General features: G+C 71.9%; 11 protein-coding genes. 2 read left to right on the forward strand and 9 right to left on the reverse strand.

Annotation, left to right across the window (positions count from 1 at the left end; translation table 11 throughout):
- Positions 1 to 85: 85 nt before the first annotated feature.
- The 4 genes from ACIBNE_RS03310 to ACIBNE_RS03325 all read right to left on the reverse strand — a co-directional run bounded on the left by ACIBNE_RS03310 (position 86) and on the right by ACIBNE_RS03325 (position 6,811).
- Positions 86 to 2,269: an alpha/beta fold hydrolase gene (locus ACIBNE_RS03310; protein WP_399268955.1), complete on the reverse strand. Its 2,184-nt coding sequence runs from the start codon at positions 2,267 to 2,269 to the stop codon at positions 86 to 88.
- An 854-nt stretch (positions 2,270 to 3,123) separates the two neighbouring features.
- Positions 3,124 to 4,647, reverse strand: coding sequence for an aldehyde dehydrogenase family protein (locus ACIBNE_RS03315; protein ID WP_399268957.1), 1,524 nt, complete (start codon positions 4,645 to 4,647; stop codon positions 3,124 to 3,126).
- A 54-nt stretch (positions 4,648 to 4,701) separates the two neighbouring features.
- A complete protein-coding gene (locus tag ACIBNE_RS03320; protein ID WP_399268959.1) occupies positions 4,702 to 6,033 on the reverse strand; it encodes a GAF domain-containing protein in 1,332 nt (443 codons plus the stop codon).
- Positions 6,034 to 6,157: 124 nt separating this feature from the next.
- Positions 6,158 to 6,811: an N-acetylmuramoyl-L-alanine amidase gene (locus ACIBNE_RS03325; RefSeq protein ID WP_399268962.1), complete on the reverse strand. Its 654-nt coding sequence runs from the start codon at positions 6,809 to 6,811 to the stop codon at positions 6,158 to 6,160.
- Between the two features lie 131 nt (positions 6,812 to 6,942).
- On the opposite strand from ACIBNE_RS03325, the gene hemC reads away from it, so the two are divergent.
- A complete protein-coding gene (gene hemC / locus ACIBNE_RS03330) occupies positions 6,943 to 7,878 on the forward strand; it encodes a hydroxymethylbilane synthase (RefSeq protein WP_399268964.1) in 936 nt (311 codons plus the stop codon).
- A 96-nt stretch (positions 7,879 to 7,974) separates the two neighbouring features.
- Here hemC and ACIBNE_RS03335 read toward each other — a convergent pair whose 3' ends face one another.
- The 3 genes from ACIBNE_RS03335 to ACIBNE_RS03345 form a co-directional block, all read right to left on the reverse strand.
- Complete coding sequence (locus tag ACIBNE_RS03335; protein WP_399268966.1) at positions 7,975 to 8,664, reverse strand: hypothetical protein; 690 nt, start codon at positions 8,662 to 8,664, stop codon at positions 7,975 to 7,977.
- A gap of 351 nt (positions 8,665 to 9,015) precedes the next feature.
- Positions 9,016 to 10,344, reverse strand: a complete 1,329-nt coding sequence (locus ACIBNE_RS03340) for an SWF or SNF family helicase (protein ID WP_399268968.1) — start codon at positions 10,342 to 10,344, stop codon at positions 9,016 to 9,018.
- The gene (locus tag ACIBNE_RS03345) at positions 10,341 to 13,277 is read right to left on the reverse strand and encodes a DEAD/DEAH box helicase (RefSeq protein WP_399268970.1); all 2,937 of its coding nucleotides are present in this window, start codon (positions 13,275 to 13,277) and stop codon (positions 10,341 to 10,343) included. Before ACIBNE_RS03345 ends, ACIBNE_RS03340 begins: the two co-directional genes overlap by 4 nt.
- A 198-nt stretch (positions 13,278 to 13,475) precedes the next feature.
- On the opposite strand from ACIBNE_RS03345, the gene ACIBNE_RS03350 reads away from it, so the two are divergent.
- A complete protein-coding gene (locus ACIBNE_RS03350) occupies positions 13,476 to 13,658 on the forward strand; it encodes a hypothetical protein (RefSeq protein WP_399268972.1) in 183 nt (60 codons plus the stop codon).
- A gap of 120 nt (positions 13,659 to 13,778) precedes the next feature.
- On the opposite strand, the gene ACIBNE_RS03355 is transcribed toward ACIBNE_RS03350, so the two are convergent.
- Both ACIBNE_RS03355 and ACIBNE_RS03360 read right to left on the reverse strand, forming a co-directional pair.
- Positions 13,779 to 15,185: a tannase/feruloyl esterase family alpha/beta hydrolase gene (locus tag ACIBNE_RS03355; RefSeq protein ID WP_399268974.1), complete on the reverse strand. Its 1,407-nt coding sequence runs from the start codon at positions 15,183 to 15,185 to the stop codon at positions 13,779 to 13,781.
- Positions 15,186 to 15,320: 135 nt separating this feature from the next.
- Positions 15,321 to 16,220: a hypothetical protein gene (locus ACIBNE_RS03360; RefSeq protein ID WP_399268976.1), complete on the reverse strand. Its 900-nt coding sequence runs from the start codon at positions 16,218 to 16,220 to the stop codon at positions 15,321 to 15,323.
- Between the last annotated feature and the right edge of the window lie 45 nt (positions 16,221 to 16,265).

Consider the following 16,265-nt stretch of genomic DNA (forward strand, 5'->3'; position numbering starts at 1 on the left):
CCGCCCCTCCGCCCCGGGCTCCCTTCGGGAGGGGACCGTGGGCAGAGGGGCGGAAGGGGAGGGGGTGAGGTGAGGCGGGCTCAGGTCAGGGCCTGGGCAGGGTGCACTCCTGGCGCTTGAGATCCAGGGTGTTGTCGTCTCCGATGCACGCGGCGATCGCCGCGGTCTGGGTGGCGTACCCGCGTCCCTGGTGGACGGTGGTGACCGTCCCGTCGACCTCGCAGGGGTTGTTCAGTTCGCACTCCTTGCCGTCGCGGTTGCTGGTGCTGTTCACGGCGACGAGCTCCCGGGTCTCGGCGTCGATGACGGGCGAGCCGGAGCTTCCGGGCCGGGTGTCGCATTCCTTCGCGTAGCGGATGGCACGGGTCGATGTGTAGTCGCCCTCCTTGAGGGTCGGGACCACGGCCTCGGCCTGGCACGACCAGACGCTCTCCAGGAAGCTGGACGCCACCTTGATCTTCTGCCCGGGTACGGGCGAGGACGAGGCCAGCGGGAACGCCTCAACCTTGTACTTCTGCTTGATCTCCGCGTACGTGGAGTCCAGTTGTGCCACCGTGATGTCGGTTCCGGTCATCGTGGCGTAGAGGACCCGCCCGGTCACCGGGCCGAGTTCGCGGCCTGCCGGGCTCATGACGGTGCCTTCGACGGGGGCGTTCTTGCCGGTGATCACTTCACCCGGCTTCGGCCGTCCCGCGGGGTGGCAGTGCCCGTTCGTGAGGAGGAGCGCCTTGTCCTCGTCACGGGCGGTGCGGGGGCGGACCAGCGAAGCGGAGCAGTACGGGAGTTTCACGGTTCCCGCCATGTTGCCGGCCGGTCCCGGGGGGCCCGTCCGGTCGGCGGGGAAACCGGCGCAGCTGCCCTTCGCGGGTGTGCCGTCCCGGAAGAAGTCGAGCACCTTGGAGCCGCACGCGAGGTCCTTGGACTTCATGGTGGAGTGCTCCGCGTCCATGACGGTCAGCAGCGATCCGCCGATCTTCTCGTGCATCATCTTGGCCCATACGTAAGGCGTGATGGTTTCGAACTTGTGGCCGGACAGCTGCAGCCGGCTCTTTCCGGGCTTCAAGTTCCACGGCTTGCCCGCGGGCCAGCCGCCGCAGTTCGCGATGCGCTCGTTGTTGAAGTCAGTGGAGAATGGGTACTTCGCCTGCCGTTCCTTCCTTATTCGGACGAGATCGGCATACGTCCGGCCGTCGGGGCTGGCGTTGCACATGAAGGCGTCGTGGGTGAAGCCGTAATTACGCCCCATCTCTCCGAAGCCGAAAGGCTTCCGGTCCGCATTCCGCTGCGTGGAGGTCACCCCTGCTCCGCTGTCCCGGACCTCCATCAACTTTGCGGCTGATCGCTCCCACCGATCCGGTATGGCTTCCAGGTTGGTATCCAGGAGGGCGGCGAATCCTTCCCGTCCGACCTTCTTCTGCAGCTCCTTCAATGCGGATTCGACCTTCTTGGGCGAGGATCCGAACCCGTAGGTGGAGTCCTTTCCGGCCAGCCACTTGAAGAATCGCCGGTATCCGGCGTCGTTTGCGGCTACTTCCGCTTCGATCCCTGCATTCTGACCGACCGGGGACATGACCGAGTCCAGCCACATGCGGTCGACGCGCTTGTCGAACATGGAGCGATAGACCGCGCCCAGCGCCGTCCCGCCGGAATTTCCGTAGAAGTTTATCTTGTTGAAGCCCAGCACCTGCCGGATGCGGTCCATGTCCCGGGAGGCATTCTCCATGCTGATGGAGAGTGCCAGTGCCGGGTCCTTGGCGATGCAGGCGCGCTTCGCATCCGCCCGCATCTCGAACATCTCTTTTTCTGTTTCACTCCCCTGGAATTCAGGCTCATCGCAGGAGATCTGGGCGCTGTAGCCGGTCCCGCGGGTGTCGATGCCGATGAAGTCCAATGTCTCGTTCATGGGCCCCAGACGGCTGCTGAGGAGTTCATGGGCGGACGGGGTGCCGGCCAGACCGGGGCCTCCGGGGTTGCCGAAGAGAGCGCCGGTGCGCTTTCCGGTGGCCTTGACCCTGCTCACCGCGATATCTATCTTCCTGCCCTCGGGCTTGGAGTAGTCCACCGGGACAGGGATGAGTGTGCATTCGCTGCGGTTGTCGTTGCGATTCCAGTCCGACACCGCATCCCGGCAGAGCTCCCACCGCACGCCTTCCGGGGCCGGGGTGGACGCCGCATCGGCGGGAACGGCTGACAGGGTGATCAGCGAGGCGGCAACGCTGATTCCGGATGCAATCGATGGGACGGTCAAATACCGCAAGATGATCTGCACCTCTTCGGTGGGAAACGGCGACGTGGTGGTACGGATGCGGTCCGGCGGGCGCCTCGTGGCGACGGCGCCCGGGAGGGGGCCGAACCGGACAGTCGGCAGGAGGTGTGTCCTCCTGCGCCGCTGCGGGACAAAGACTCGTCTGCGAAAGCCGCCGTCGTCCGTCGGAAATGTTTCAGCCGGCACTCGGTCGCGTATCGGTCGAGGCCGGGAGCGACGGTCAAGTCGGTCGCCGGTGATCTCGGGATGGGCGCCGAGACGCTGAGGAGAGGGTGAGCCGGTCCCGGGCTTCGGCGAACTCGCGCGGGCCGGAGGCTTTGTGGGCGTCGAGGGCTGTCCCGGAAGAGCACGATCGGGCTGCCGAGCCGCTGGTGGCGATCAGCGGGGCGCGGTAGTCGTGCCAGGAGAAGCTCTCGCGTCCGTCGCGCCGACCTTCGTCCCGGCGGGGCCGGTCTAGGTCACTCTGGAGCGGTGGCCGGGTTTGTAGCAGGTCGGCGCGGCGGCGGAGGCTCGCCTGCGGGACTGGCCGCGGACCCGCACGAGTGAGGTCCGGCCCCACTGTGACCAGGTCTTCGCGGGAGCGAGGGGCTCACCGCGTCCCGCAGAACAACGTAGGGAGCCTTTTCCAACTCTGCGGTGATGCAAGCGGTGGGGCACAAAGGGCCTGTGCCCGCGCCCGCGGCGCTCTGCGGAGTCGAGCCGTCATGCCAGTCGTGCCACCACGCGTGTCAGAGGGTGGCCGCCTGCCTCACTCCGGGCGGGAATCCGGTCCGTGACCGGTCCGGGAGGCGCGACTGAGGGGCTCCGTGGCTGCTCCCGGGAGGGCAATTGCCCTCCCGGGAGATCGACTTGGTGCTCTAGAAGAAGCCGAGCTTCTTCGGCGAGTAGCTGACCAGCAGGTTCTTCGTCTGCTGGTAGTGCTCCAGCATCATCCGGTGGTTCTCGCGCCCGATTCCCGACTGCTTGTAGCCGCCGAAGGCGGCGTGCGCGGGGTAGGCGTGGTAGCAGTTCGTCCAGACGCGGCCCGCCTGGATCGCGCGGCCCGCGCGGTACGCGGTGTTGATGTCGCGGGTCCAGACGCCCGCGCCCAGGCCGTACAGCGTGTCGTTGGCCGTGCGGATCGCGTCGTCGAAGTCCGTGAAGGACGTGACGGCGACGACCGGACCGAAGATCTCCTCCTGGAAGATGCGCATCCGGTTGTCGCCCTCGAAGATCGTCGGCTGGACGTAGTAGCCGCCCGCCATCTCGCCGTCGTACTCGACCTGCTGACCGCCCGTCAGGATCTTCGCGCCCTCCTGCTGGCCTATGTCGAGGTAGGAGAGGATCTTCTGGAGCTGGTCGTTGGACGCCTGCGCGCCGATCATGGTGTCGGTGTCCAGGGGGTGACCGGCCACTATCTGCTCGGTGCGGGCGATCCCCGCCTCCAGGAACTCGCTGTAGTGACCGCGCTGGATCAGCGCCCGCGAGGGACAGGTACACACCTCGCCCTGGTTGAGGGCGAACATGGTGAAGCCTTCGAGCGCCTTGTCGCGGAAGTCGTCGTTGGCCGACCAGACGTCGTCGAAGAAGATGTTGGGCGACTTGCCGCCGAGCTCCAGGGTGACCGGCTTGATGTTCTCGGAGGCGTACTGCATGATCAGCCGCCCCGTCGTGGTCTCGCCGGTGAAGGCGACCTTGGCCACGCGCGGACTGGAGGCCAGCGGCTTGCCCGCCTCGGCGCCGAAGCCGTTGACGATGTTCAGGACACCGGGCGGCAGCAGGTCGGCGACCAGGCTCAGCCAGTAGTGGATCGACGCAGGGGTCTGCTCGGCCGGCTTGAGGACCACCGCGTTGCCCGCGGCCAGCGCCGGCGCCAGCTTCCAGGCCGCCATCAGGATCGGGAAGTTCCACGGAATGATCTGGGCGACCACGCCGAGCGGCTCGTGGAAGTGGTACGCGACCGTGTCGTCGTCCAGCTCGCTGAGCGACCCCTCCTGCGCGCGGAGCGCCCCCGCGAAGTACCGGAAGTGGTCGATGGCCAGCGGGATGTCGGCGGCCAGCGTCTCCCGCACCGGCTTGCCGTTCTCCCAGCTCTCCGCGACCGCCAGCTCCTCCAGCTTCGCCTCCATGCGGTCGGCGATGCGGTTGAGGATCGCGGCGCGCGCGTCGGGCCCCGTGCGCCCCCAGGCGGGCGCGGCCGCGTGCGCCGCGTCGAGCGCGCGCTCCACGTCCTCGGCGGTGCCCCGGGCGATCTCGGTGAACGGGCGGCCGTTGACCGGGCTCGGGTTCTCGAAGTACTGCCCCCTGGCCGGGGCGACGTAGTCGCCGCCGATCCAGTGGTCGTACCTGGCCTGGAAGTTGACGATGGCGCCCTCGGTGCCCGGCGCTGCGTAACGGGTCATCTCCGTGCCCTCCCTCGGCCGCCGCCCGCCGTTGGACGGCGCTCGGGCGCGAGGCTAGTGGCGCGGACGTTGCGACACCGTTGCGGCCCTCCGTACGCGAACCGCGGCACCCGACCCTTCGGACCCGCCCCACCCCGCGGACAGTTCGGCGTCCAGCTCCCGGACCCGGGCCAGCGCGGGTGCCCGCTGTCCCGCACCCGCCACCGCGGCGAGCGCCCGCCACACGGGCAGGTCGTCCTCGCCCCACGGGCTGTGCGCCCAGTCGCCCAACAGCCCCGGGTCGCCCCGCGCTATCACCGCCGCCCGCAACTGCTCCTCCACCCGCCGCCGCAGCCGTACGACACCCGGCGCCCTCGACGCGGGCAGCAACGGACCCGCGTACGCCCCGGCTGCGGCCGCGACCGCACCGGAGGCCAGTCGCCGCGTCACCGTCGCGAAGTCCGCGTCCACGGGGACCGTGAACCGGTACGGACGGGAGCGCAGCAGCTCCGGGCCCAGCAGGGCGCGCAGCCGCGACAGTTCGGCGCGCAGGGTCACCGGGTGCGCCGCCTCGTCCTCGTACAGCTCCGACAGCAGCTCGTCCCCGCCCAGCCCGTCCGGACGGTGGGCCAGCAGCACCACGATCTCGCTGTGCCGACGGCTCAGCCGCACCTTGCGGCCCTCGCACAGCAGCAGCGCCTCGTCCCCGCCGAGCGCGTGCAGCCGTACGCCCCCGACGTCCGGGCGCGGCGCGAGGAGCGCCAACTGGGACTCGGCGGCGCGCGCCACCGCCTGGACGAACGCCAGCGAGTGCGGATGCGCCAGCGGATCGCCGCCCGTGATGTCCACCGCGCCGATCAGCCGCCCCGTGCCCGGGTCGTGGACCGGGGCGGCGGCGCACGTCCACGCCTGCACGGGGCGCCTGAAGTGCTCGGCAGCGAAAACCTGTACGGGCCGGTCGACGGCGACCGCGGTCCCCGGCGCGTTGGTCCCGGCTGCCGACTCCGACCAGCGGGCACCCGCGACGAAGTTCATCCGCCCGGCCCTGCGCAGGGTTTCAGGGTGCCCCTCCACCCACAGGAGCCGCGCCCGCGCGTCACAGACGGCCAGCAGATGACGGCCGTCCATGGCGTACGGAGCGGTGAGTTCCCGTATGACCGGCATGACCCGCGCCAACGGGTGCTCGTCGCGGTACCGCCCGATGTCGTCCTCGTCCAGCTCCACCTGCGCCGTGCCGTCCGGGCAGACCAGGGCCCGCGCGGAGCGCCGCCAGGACGCGGCGACCACCGGCCGCACGGGCCGCTCCACACGGCCGGACGCGGTGAACGCCTCGTGCGCGCGCAACAGTTCGCCGCATCTGCGCACCGGATCGGCACCGGCCTCCAGGGCCACCCACGCTTCGCTCACTTCGCCCTCCAGGGTCCCGGACATCGTGACCCCGGGCGGGCGGCCCGGCAAGAACGCCGACGGGCGCCGACGGGCGCCGACGAGGGCCGACGGGGGCGACCGCCCGGGGCGCGAGCGGCGACCGTCAGGCGAAGTTGACGAGCCGGATGTACCGCGTCCAGTCCCAGGACGGCCCGGGATCGGTGTGGTCCGAACCGGGCACCTCGTGGTGCCCGATGATGTGCGCCCGGTCCTTCGGAATGCCGTACCGGTCGCAGACGGACGCGGTGAGAGCCGCGGACCGCTCGTACATCGCGTGGGTGAAGTACGAGGGCCGGTCCACCCAGCCCTCGTGCTCGATGCCGATGCTGCGCGTGTTGTAGTCCCAGTTCCCGGCGTGCCAGGCGATGTCCTTCTCGCGCACGCACTGTGCGACGTAGCCGTCCGACGAGCGGACCACGTAGTGGGCGGAGACCTTCCTCGCGGGGTTCTGGAAGATCCCGATCGTGTCGGGGAACGTCTCCTGGGTGACGTGGACGACCACGTACCGCACCGGATACGCGGAAGGGCGGCTGGACACCGTGAAGTTGCCGGTCGCGGCCGGGGTCCAGTGCGCGTCGGGGTAGTCGACGGCGAGCGTCGACGCGCCGCTGCGGGCCGCCCTCACGGCCTGGGGCGGGTGCGGGAAGGGACCGGGGCGCACAGGCGCCGCGGCGAGGGCGGACGGGGCCGCGAAGCCCGCCGTGGCGGTCGCCGCGAGGCCGGCCGCGGCGCCCTTGAGGAGCCTTCTGCGGTTCATGGGCACTCCTGAGTGGGGGGAGGAACAGGGCTGCGCACGAGCGGTGGGTGACGGGCGTGACCATGATGCTCCGCGTCCGAAAGGGTGTCGATGGGACGGACGCCCGCCGCGGGCGCACTATCGTGGGGGCCATGTCCGTCCCCGAGTTGATCCGCATCGTCTCCCGCGACTCGCCCATGGCCCTGGCCCAGGTCGAGCGTGTCCGCGCCGAGCTGGCCGCCCTGCACCCCGGCGTCGCCACCACCGTCGTCCCGGTCAAGACCACCGGCGACAAGTGGATGGGCGACCTCTCCCAGGTCGAGGGCAAGGGCGCCTTCACCAAGGAGGTCGACGCCGCGCTCCTCGCCGGAGAGGCCGACCTCGCCGTGCACTGCGTGAAGGACGTGCCCGCCGACCGCCCGCTGCCCGCGGGGACGGTCTTCGCCGCGTTCCTCAAGCGCGACGACATCCGCGACGCCCTGATCCACCCCGGTGGCCTCGGCCTCGACGAGCTGCCTGCGGGCACCCGCATCGGCACCAGCGCGGTGCGCCGCATCGCCCAACTCGCCGCTTCGCACCCGCACCTGGAGTGCGTACCGATGCGCGGCAACGCCAACCGCCGCCTGGAGAAGCTCACCGCGGGCGAAGCGGACGCGCTGCTGCTCGCCGCCTCGGGGCTTGAGCGGATCGGTCGCACCGACGCCATCAGCGAGGTGCTGTCGGTGGAGGCGATGTGCCCGCCCATCGGAGCCGGGATCCTCGCCCTCCAGTGCCGCCAGGACGACACGGACACCATCGACGCGGTCAGCGGCCTCGGCGACCCCGCGACGTGGCGCGAGGCCACCGCCGAACGGATGTTCCTGCACGTGCTCCAGGGCCACTGCAACAGCCCCATCGCGGGATACGCGCACTCGGAGCGCGGCGGTGACCTCTCGCTGCGCGCCAAGGTGTTCACGCCGGACGGCAAGACCGTGCTCAACGCCCACGAGTGGGCGGGGCGGCTCGACCCCGCGACCCTGGGGACCTCGGTGGCGGTGGCGCTGCTGCGCCAAGGGGCACGGGAGTTGATCGACTCGATCCCGCACTGACGGCGCGCGCCCTCACCGCCCGGCTCTTCGAGGAGCAGGCGGTTCCGGAGGGGTGGGCGGCTCCGGAGGAGCGGACGGTTCCGGAGGGGCGGGCGTTCAGAACGGGGGCGCGTCCGGGTAACGGGGCGTCCTGTTGACGCCCTTCAGGAGGTCGATCGTCCGCTCGTGGGTGTCGCCCACCCGGTCAATCACCCGGACCCTGACGTAGACCGTCTCGACCTCCCGCAGCGCGGGCTCGGTGAACCACCCCAGGAACATCAGCCCCTGTCCCGGAATCGGGCGGCCCGTTCCGATGAAGTCCAGCCAGAAGTCCTCGCGGGCCACCAGACCGCGCCTGACGATCAGTTGATCGGTCTCCTGGCTGGAGAGCCAGCGCGAGGCGTCCTCGGCCCCCTGTGCGCGGGCCGAGGACGTGAAGACCACCCAGTACCCCATGTCGGTGACCGTCGCCACGTCCTGCGCCCCGTTGAACAGGTGGCACGCCCAGGCGAGCCGCCCCTCCGGAGCCACGTCCGCCACCGTGCGGCCGAAGTGGCCGAGCACGGGGCGGACGGTCCTGGCGTACTGGGCCCGTGCCAGCGCCGCGCCCGACGTCGCTATCAGCGCCGCCGTCGCACTCTGGAGGTCCATCAGCCGGAACCGCCACGGCCAGTCGCGCACCGTACGGGCGGAGAGGTTCTCGCGGACGACCGTGTAGGCGAAGAACAGCAGGGCCAGGACGACGAGCGCCAGCAGGAGGCGCGAGAACAGTCCGCTACGGTGCACCACGCGTTGTGCGGACTCCATGGAACGCCTCCTCATGAGGTGCCGACGATTCGTAACGCGAGCCGTAGGAGGCCCCCTGGCCGAGGCTGCTCCGGGCCGTCTCCCTCAGGTGCCGGTGCGGGCCGCCCGGACAGGACGGCCACTCCTGGTGCAGGGCGCCCGCGGTGGTGAAGCCGAACGGGAGCAGCTGGAGCGCGGGCACCGGCACGTCCGCGTTGCACCGACTGTGTCCGTCCCCCCGCTGTCGTACCGCGTGCGTCGAACGGTAGGGGTGGGAGCGGTGGCGCGGAAGTGGCCCGTACGCGCCGCAGACGCCCCGGTACGCGGCGAGGGCGCCCCTGCGGGCGCCGTCGCCGCGGGGAGGGGCGGCCGTCAGCCGTCGGCGTCGTTCAGCACGCTCGCCAGCGCTGCCGCCGCGTCAGGGTCCGAGGGACCCGCGGGAACCCAGCGCCCGCGCTCCTTGCGGTACGGCCACCAACGCCCGTCCCTTCCGAACCGCACCTGCGCCCGGCCGTCCGCGACCGTCCAACGGTTCTTGACGCCCTTCAGCTCAGGACGCTCGTCGGCCTCCCAGGACTCGACGGCCCCGGCGATGCGGGCCCGCGCCCGCGCCAGGGTCTCCTCGTCGGGCGTCCACTCCTCCTCCAGCACACCGAGCGAAACCGCCCCGCCGTACCGCCAGGCGCGCACCGCCAGGTCGAGGTCGCCGCGCTGACGCCCCGTACCTTCCGCGAGGCGCCCCGCGGCACGTGCGTCCGCACCGGAAGCGGCCAGCCGCACCGCGTCCTGCGCGACCGTCAGCTCCTCCTCGACGGGCCGGCGGTCGTGACCGGGCGCCAGGGCCTCCGCCAGCAGGCGCCGCGCCAGCACCGCCGCGCCACCGGCCAGGAACTCCAGTGCGTCCGCCTCCACTCCGGGTGCGGGCTCGGTCTCCGTGTCCAGCGAGGGCGGCTGCCCCGCACTGTCGGGCAGCGGCGGCGCGTCGGGCAGCGGCGGAAGGATGTCCCGCGCGGCGAACGCCTCGTCGGCCCGCACCCCCGCGGGGACCCGCGAGGCCCCGCCCACGGGCTCGCCGCCCGCCTCCGGGCCCTCGGCGCCGTCCGCGCCGGACCGTGCGCCCCGGGCCGCGCTGCGCTCCTGGAGGTCGTCCAGCAGCGCGCGCTCACTCCTGCCCCGCATGAGCAGCAGCACGAAGGGATCCTGGTCCAGCAGACGCGCCACCTGGTAGCAGAGCGCCGCGGTGTGCGGACACAGGTCCCAGGCGTCGCAGTCGCACTCCGGTTCGAGGTCGCCTATCCCGGGCAGCAGTTCCACGCCCGCGGCCAGTGCGTCCTCCACCAGGTGCGGCGGCATCTCGCGGTCGAGGAGCGCCGCGATGTGCCCGGCCCGCTCCACCGCCATGTCCAGGAAGCGGTCCCACTCCTCGTCGCTCAACTGCTGGAGCAGTACGTCGCCGCGCTGCGACGAACCGTCCCTGTCCCGCACCACGGCCGTGACCCGGCCAGGCCTGACCGACACCGCACCCACCCTGCCCTCGCGGGCGAACCTCCGGCCCTTCTTGAGCTGGTCGCCCTCAAGCGCCGTGTCCTCCAGCGCCTTCAGCCACGCCTGTCCCCACCAGGTCTGGGCGAAACCGCGCCCCTGTGCGGGCGGCAGCGCGGGAAACACCCGCTCCATCCCGTTCTCGAAACCCTCGCTCATCGGGCGCCCCCTCGCAGCTCCACCAGTTCCGCCAGTTCGGCGTCGGTCAGTTCGGTCAGCGCGGTCTCCCCACCGCCCAGTACGGCTTCGGCCAGCTCGCGCTTGCGCGCCAGCATGTCCGCGATGCGGTCCTCGATCGTGCCCTCGGCGATCAGCCGGTGCACCTGGACCGGCTGGGTCTGCCCGATGCGGTACGCCCGGTCGGTGGCCTGCGCCTCGACGGCGGGGTTCCACCACCGGTCGTAATGCACGACGTGCTCGGCCCTGGTCAGGTTCAGCCCCGTGCCCGCCGCCTTCAACGAGAGCAGGAACACCGGCGCCTCGCCGTCCTGGAAGCGCCGCACCATGGCCTCGCGCTCGGCGACCGGCGTGCCGCCGTGCAGGAACTGTGTCGGAACGCCGCGCACCGCCAGATGCCGCTCCAGGATCCGCGCCATGCCCACGTACTGGGTGAAGACCAGCACGCTCGACCCCTCGGCCAGGATGGTGTCCAGCAGCTCGTCCAACAGCTCCAGCTTCCCCGACCGGTCGGGGATCCTCGGCTGCTCCTCCTTGAGGTACTGCGCCGGGTGGTTGCAGATCTGCTTCAGCGCGGTCAGCAGCTTCACCACCAGGCCGCGCCGGGCGAAACCGTCCGACTCCGCGATCTCGGCGAGCGTCTCGCGCACCACCGCCTCGTACAGTCCCGCCTGTTCCTTGGTCAGCGAGACGGCGCGGTCGGTCTCCGTCTTGGGCGGCAGCTCGGGCGCGATGCCCGGGTCGGACTTGCGCCTGCGCAGCAGGAACGGCCCGACCAGGGAGGCCAGCCGGGCGGCCGCGGCCGGATCCGCGCCGCCCTCCACCGCCTGCGCGTAGCGCGTGCGGAACGCGGACAGCTTGCCGAGCAGACCGGGAGTGGTCCAGTCGAGGATCGCCCACAGCTCGGAGAGGTTGTTCTCCACCGGAGTGCCGGTCAGGGCCACCCGGGCGCGGGCCCCGATGGTGCGCAGCTGCTTGGCGGTCGCGGAGTACGGGTTCTTGATGTGCTGCGCCTCGTCGGTGACGACCATTCCCCAGGGGACCTCGGCCAGCCGCTCGGCGTCCAGCCGCATCGTGCCGTACGTGGTGAGGACGAACTCCCCGTCCGCCAGGTCCGTCAGGCCGCGCGAAGGGCCGTGGAAGCGCCGCACGGGCGTGCCGGGCGCGAACTTCTCCACCTCCCGCTGCCAGTTGCCCATCAGGGACGTCGGACAGACGACCAGTGTGGGACCCGCGGCGGACGGCACGGTCTGCCGGTGCAGGTGCAGCGAGATGAGCGTGATGGTCTTGCCGAGCCCCATGTCGTCGGCGAGGCAGCCGCCGAGCCCCAGCGAGGTCATCGTGTTGAGCCAGTTCAGCCCCCGCAGTTGGTAGTCGCGCAGCGTCGCGGCGAGCGCGGCGGGCTGGTTCACGGACTGCGGCCCGCCCTCGGGATCGGCCAGCATGTCCCGCAGCCGCGCCAGCCATCCGGTGGGCGCGACGGCGACCTGCCGTCCGTCCACCTCTGTCGTGCCCGTCAGGACGGCCGAGAGCGCGTCGATCGGCGTGACCTTGCGGTCCTGGTCCTCGCGGGCGCGCCGCGCCTCCTCGGGGTCGATCAGCACCCACTGGTCGCGCAGGCGCACCACGGGGCGGCTCGACTCGGCGAGCCGGTCCAGCTCCGCGCGGGTGAGCTGCTGGTCGCCCAGCGCGAAGCGCCAGTTGAAGGCCAGCAGGGCGTTTGCCGACAGGAAGGAGGGCAGGCCGGACTCGGCCTGCCTGAACCGGCCGGTGCCGTCCCCGTCGCCGTCCCGCATGAGGTCGGGTTCGCCGCCGGGCGGGCCGATCACGGCGTGCGCGGTGAGGCTGCGCGCCAGCCCCTTGGGCCAGTGCACCTGCACACCCGTCGCGGCCAGGGCGCGGGACGCGCTGCCGAGGAGTTCGGTGACCTCCTCGTCCGCCAGTTCCAGGGCGTCCGGAACGGCGGCCGACAGCAGCGGGGCCAACGGGGCCCAGGCGCGGGCGGCGCGCCGCAGCGCGAGCAGTGCGTCCAGCCGGGCGCGCGGACCGAACCCCTGCGCTCCGCCCCACACTTCGGCCGCGTCGGCCACGAGGGTCGCGTCGCTGACGCTGTGGATCTGGAGTACGGCACGGAAGCCGGGCACCGCGCCGTACGCATCCGCTTCCACCCCACCCTCCGCGCCGCTGTCCGATGCGAAGAGACCGGGGATTTCCATGCGCAGGGACAGGCGTACCCCGGCGTCGTGGCCCGCGGCCACGTCGGCGGCCCAGGCCCGCTGCTCGGGCAGGTGCTGGGGCGGGGTGGCGGCGAAGGCGGGGGATCCGGTCGCGAGCGGCGCGGCGGGCGTACGGGGCAGGCCGTCGGCCACGGCGTCCAGGAAGGCGCGCAGCAGCTCCACCTGTTCGGGCAGGAGCACGGGCCCGTCCTGTCCGGCGGGACCGCCCAGGCCGTCCGCGCCGAGCGGCACGGCGTGCGCCGAGGGCGGCATGGACGCCGCGAGGGTGCGGATCCGGTCCAGGTCGTCGGCCGAGAGCGGCCCGAACCGCCAGGCGTCGTGGTCCGTCGCCGTGAGCCCCGGCAGGAACAGCCCGCGCGCGGCGAACTGCAGGGCGAGGACGGAGGCCGCGCCCCAGAAGGCGGTCGCGGGGGAGGAGCCCCGCGCGGCGCGGGCCCGCGTCAGGACGGGCAGGGCGTCGGGAGCGGGGACCATCAGGGCCCGGACGGTGGTGGTCGTGGCGTCGGCCGAGACGACCGTCAGTTCCTCGACGGTGCCGGGGCCGACGGGGGGTTCGGTGCCGTCGGGGTGCCAGAAGGCGATCTGACCGGCGCGGGGCGGGTCGGACGGCAGGAAAACAGCGGAACAGCGGGAGAGTTCGGCGATCTCGGCGAGGCCGGCGGGCGGGAACCTGTGCACGGAGATGGTGATTCCTCAAACTTGACTACTCGAACCGGAGCGGCCGAGGATAACTCAAGAGGCGCCGTTCCAGGCGTCGCCGTAGCGTGACCTGTGTCACTGCCCGCTGGAAGCTCGCTGTCGCTGCGCGGAACCGGGCGGCTCGCGCATGCGTTCTCCCAGCAGGGAGCGGCACGGGCCGCGAAGGAGGCGTCGAAGATGTCGAACAGGGCGAAGATCGCAGTGGGCGGAGTGGCCGTAGGGCTCCTCCTGATGCCACTGATCGGATTCTGGCTGTCGCTGCTGGTGGTGATCGGTATCCCGACGGCGGCCTATCTGATGCTGGACCCGTCCCAGCGCCGCAGGCTGCGCAGGGTCAGCAAGCGGGAGCTGGGCCGCTGAGCACCGCTGGGCGACGAGCCGCCCGCGGAACCGCACGGCCCGCTGGAACGTGCCTGACGTTGCTGCGCCACCGTCCGGTCCGGCAGCCCGGCCGGGCTGCCGGACCGGACACCCCGACGGTCAGAACGCAGGAGCCGCGGGAACTGCCGGAGCGGTCAGGGAGCAGGAGTTGACCACGTCACCATTCCTGGGCCTGGGCACCGTCCGGTCCGAGGGCGGCGTACGGTCCCGCTCCACCCAGCGCGTCAGCGCCGTGAACGCGGACCGGTAGCACGGCAGGATCGGCCGGAGCCGGTCAGGAAAGGCGTCGTACAGCCCGTCGGCATGAGTGCCGCCCTCGACGGTGTAGTAGCGGTGCAGCCGTCCGCGCCCTTGGCCGTCGATCATCCTGGCGTACACGTCGGAGTCGGTACGGATCGGCAGCAGCGCGTCCAGATCGCCGTGCAGCGTGATCAGCGGCTTGCCGATGCGGCCCGTCAGCGCGATCTTCGCCACCGCTCGCCGGACGGATGCGGGACGCGAACGGTAGTCGTACGCCGCGTCCGAAGGGCACGCCGTGAAGATCTCGGCGGGAGTGGAACCGGCCGACACTCCGGGGCACTTCGGGTCGTACGAAGGGTCCAACTCCGCGCGGAAGATCTTCTGCGTGAGCCCCCAGTAGACGCTCTCGTGGTAAGGCCACAGGAACGTCGAGTCCGCCGCGAACCCCGCCGCGACCAGATCCGCGTCACCCGCCGCACCGAGCGAACGCGCCACCGTCACGGGCAGCACCGTGAGCGGACTGGGCCCCCGGGCGGTCCAGAGGGTGCCCTCCCAGTCCACCCCGCCGTCATAGAGTTCGGGACGGTTCTCCAACTGCCAGCGGGTCAGATAGCCGCCATTGGAAATGCCCGTCATATAGGTCCGGCGCGGCGCCGTCCCGTACCGCTGGCGCACCACCTTCTTCGCGGCGCGCGTCAGCTCGGTCACCCGGGAGTGCCACTCGACGACCGCGTCCCCGGGCCGGGCACCGTCGGTGAAGAAATCGGGGCCCGTATTGCCCTTGTCGGTCGACGCGTACGCGTACCCCTGCGCCAGCACCTGGTCGGAGATGAGCGTGTCCGTGGAGTACTGCTTGCGGGTCCCCGGCGCGCCGGTCACCACCAGCCCGCCGTTCCACCGCTCCGGCAGCCGGATCACGAACTGTGCGTCGTGCTGCCAGCCGTGCGTGGCGTTGAGGCGCGAAGAGTCGGGAAAGTAGCCGTCGATCTGCACTCCCGGCACACCGGACGGATTCCGCGTGCCCTTGGCCGAAAGGCCCGCCTGATCGGCCATGTCGGTGTACGGAGTGCCCGCCAGCCCCGCGGTCGTCAGATCACCGAGACAGGCCGACCGCTGGTGCTCAGCCCCCGGAACGTCCAACCGGGTGTGGCGACCGCACGGCCCGTCGTCGTACGGACCGGTGGGCGTCCGGGCGTCCGCGGGGCCGACGAGCGTCACCCCCATCAAGAGCGCGGTGAGAATCGGAACGCCTGACGACAGACGCATACGGGGCCTCCGGGGAACTGCGGGGAAGGGCGGTCGGCGGCCCATCGTGCTGCCGCCCTCCCGTCGCGGCCATGGGGCCGACCCACACGGAACGGACCCCCGCCATGTGGTCAGTGCGCCCCTGCCGCGAGCCCCTCAGGCGGGGCGCACGGCGATCCTGTCCAGGCCCTCCAGCAGGCCCGGCAGTTCGGCGCCGCGCCCCACGGGAAGCACCTGGCCCGGCTCCTCGTCCAACAGGACGAACGCGATGTCGTCGGTCCTGGCCACCATCGACCAGCCAGGTCCGTCGGCGCGCAGCGTCCGCGCCCCGCCGGGCGCGAAGCTGGAGCGGACCCGACCGGGCGGAGGAGGCACGTCCACATAGGCGTGCGCCTCGGCCAGGACGCGCCGGATCCCCTGCCGGGCCCCGGATCCCTCCGGCGCCGCGTCCGCCGGTTCCTCGTCCGCGGCGTCCGACTCGTTCGCCGGGCTCCGGCCGTCCGCCGCGCTCTCCTCGGCCGCAGCACCCGCGCCGACTGTTCCGTCCGGCACGTCGAACGCGTCGTCGCCGAGCTGTTCGCGCCACGCCGACCATTCCAGGGCGATCTCGTCGGCGCCGAGCCGCCGCTGGGCTGGACCCCAGGCCTCCGTGTCAGGCGGCACCAGAGGCGCCCGTCCGCCGCTCTCCGGCTCGGGGGCGGGATCGTGCGGGGCGGGCACACCGGGCGCCGAGACCGCCACCGCCAGGGGCCAGCCCGGCAGCGCGGCGACCACCGTACGGTCGGGCGGGGACAGCTCGTGCTCCATCCCGCAGTCCCAGGCCGCGATGGCGACCGCGACCAACGAGACGTCGTCGACGACCACGGTCCAGCGCGCGCCCGCCCCGTCCTGGCCGATGACGAGGCCGTAGCCGTCGGCGTACGGTTCGAGGCCGAGCGCCGCGCACGCCTGCGGATAGTCGTCACCGAGCACGCTCGGGAACTGCGCGGGCGTGAGCAGCACGGCGGTCAGCACATAGAGCGCGTCGTTCTCGTCCGCCTCGTCCGTCCCGGTCACGGCGCCCTCCCCTTCGATCGTCTGTCGGCGCACCCTAACCAGTGG

Origin of the sequence: Streptomyces sp. NPDC050504 (assembly GCF_044458065.1) — a bacterium.
Taxonomy (GTDB): Bacteria; Actinomycetota; Actinomycetes; order Streptomycetales; family Streptomycetaceae; genus Streptomyces.

Excerpts from the sequence above, each read along its gene's own strand:
- ACIBNE_RS03325 (WP_399268962.1), bottom strand. The coding sequence starts at position 6,811 with ATGAACCGCAGAAGGCTCCTCAAGGGCGCCGCGGCCGGCCTCGCGGCG.
- ACIBNE_RS03340 (WP_399268968.1), bottom strand. The coding sequence starts at position 10,344 with ATGAGCGAGGGTTTCGAGAACGGGATGGAGCGGGTGTTTCCCGCGCTG.
- hemC (WP_399268964.1), top strand. The coding sequence starts at position 6,943 with ATGTCCGTCCCCGAGTTGATCCGCATCGTCTCCCGCGACTCGCCCATG.
- ACIBNE_RS03335 (WP_399268966.1), bottom strand. The coding sequence starts at position 8,664 with ATGGAGTCCGCACAACGCGTGGTGCACCGTAGCGGACTGTTCTCGCGC.
- ACIBNE_RS03315 (WP_399268957.1), bottom strand. The coding sequence starts at position 4,647 with ATGACCCGTTACGCAGCGCCGGGCACCGAGGGCGCCATCGTCAACTTC.
- ACIBNE_RS03355 (WP_399268974.1), bottom strand. The coding sequence starts at position 15,185 with ATGCGTCTGTCGTCAGGCGTTCCGATTCTCACCGCGCTCTTGATGGGG.
- ACIBNE_RS03350 (WP_399268972.1), top strand. The coding sequence starts at position 13,476 with ATGTCGAACAGGGCGAAGATCGCAGTGGGCGGAGTGGCCGTAGGGCTC.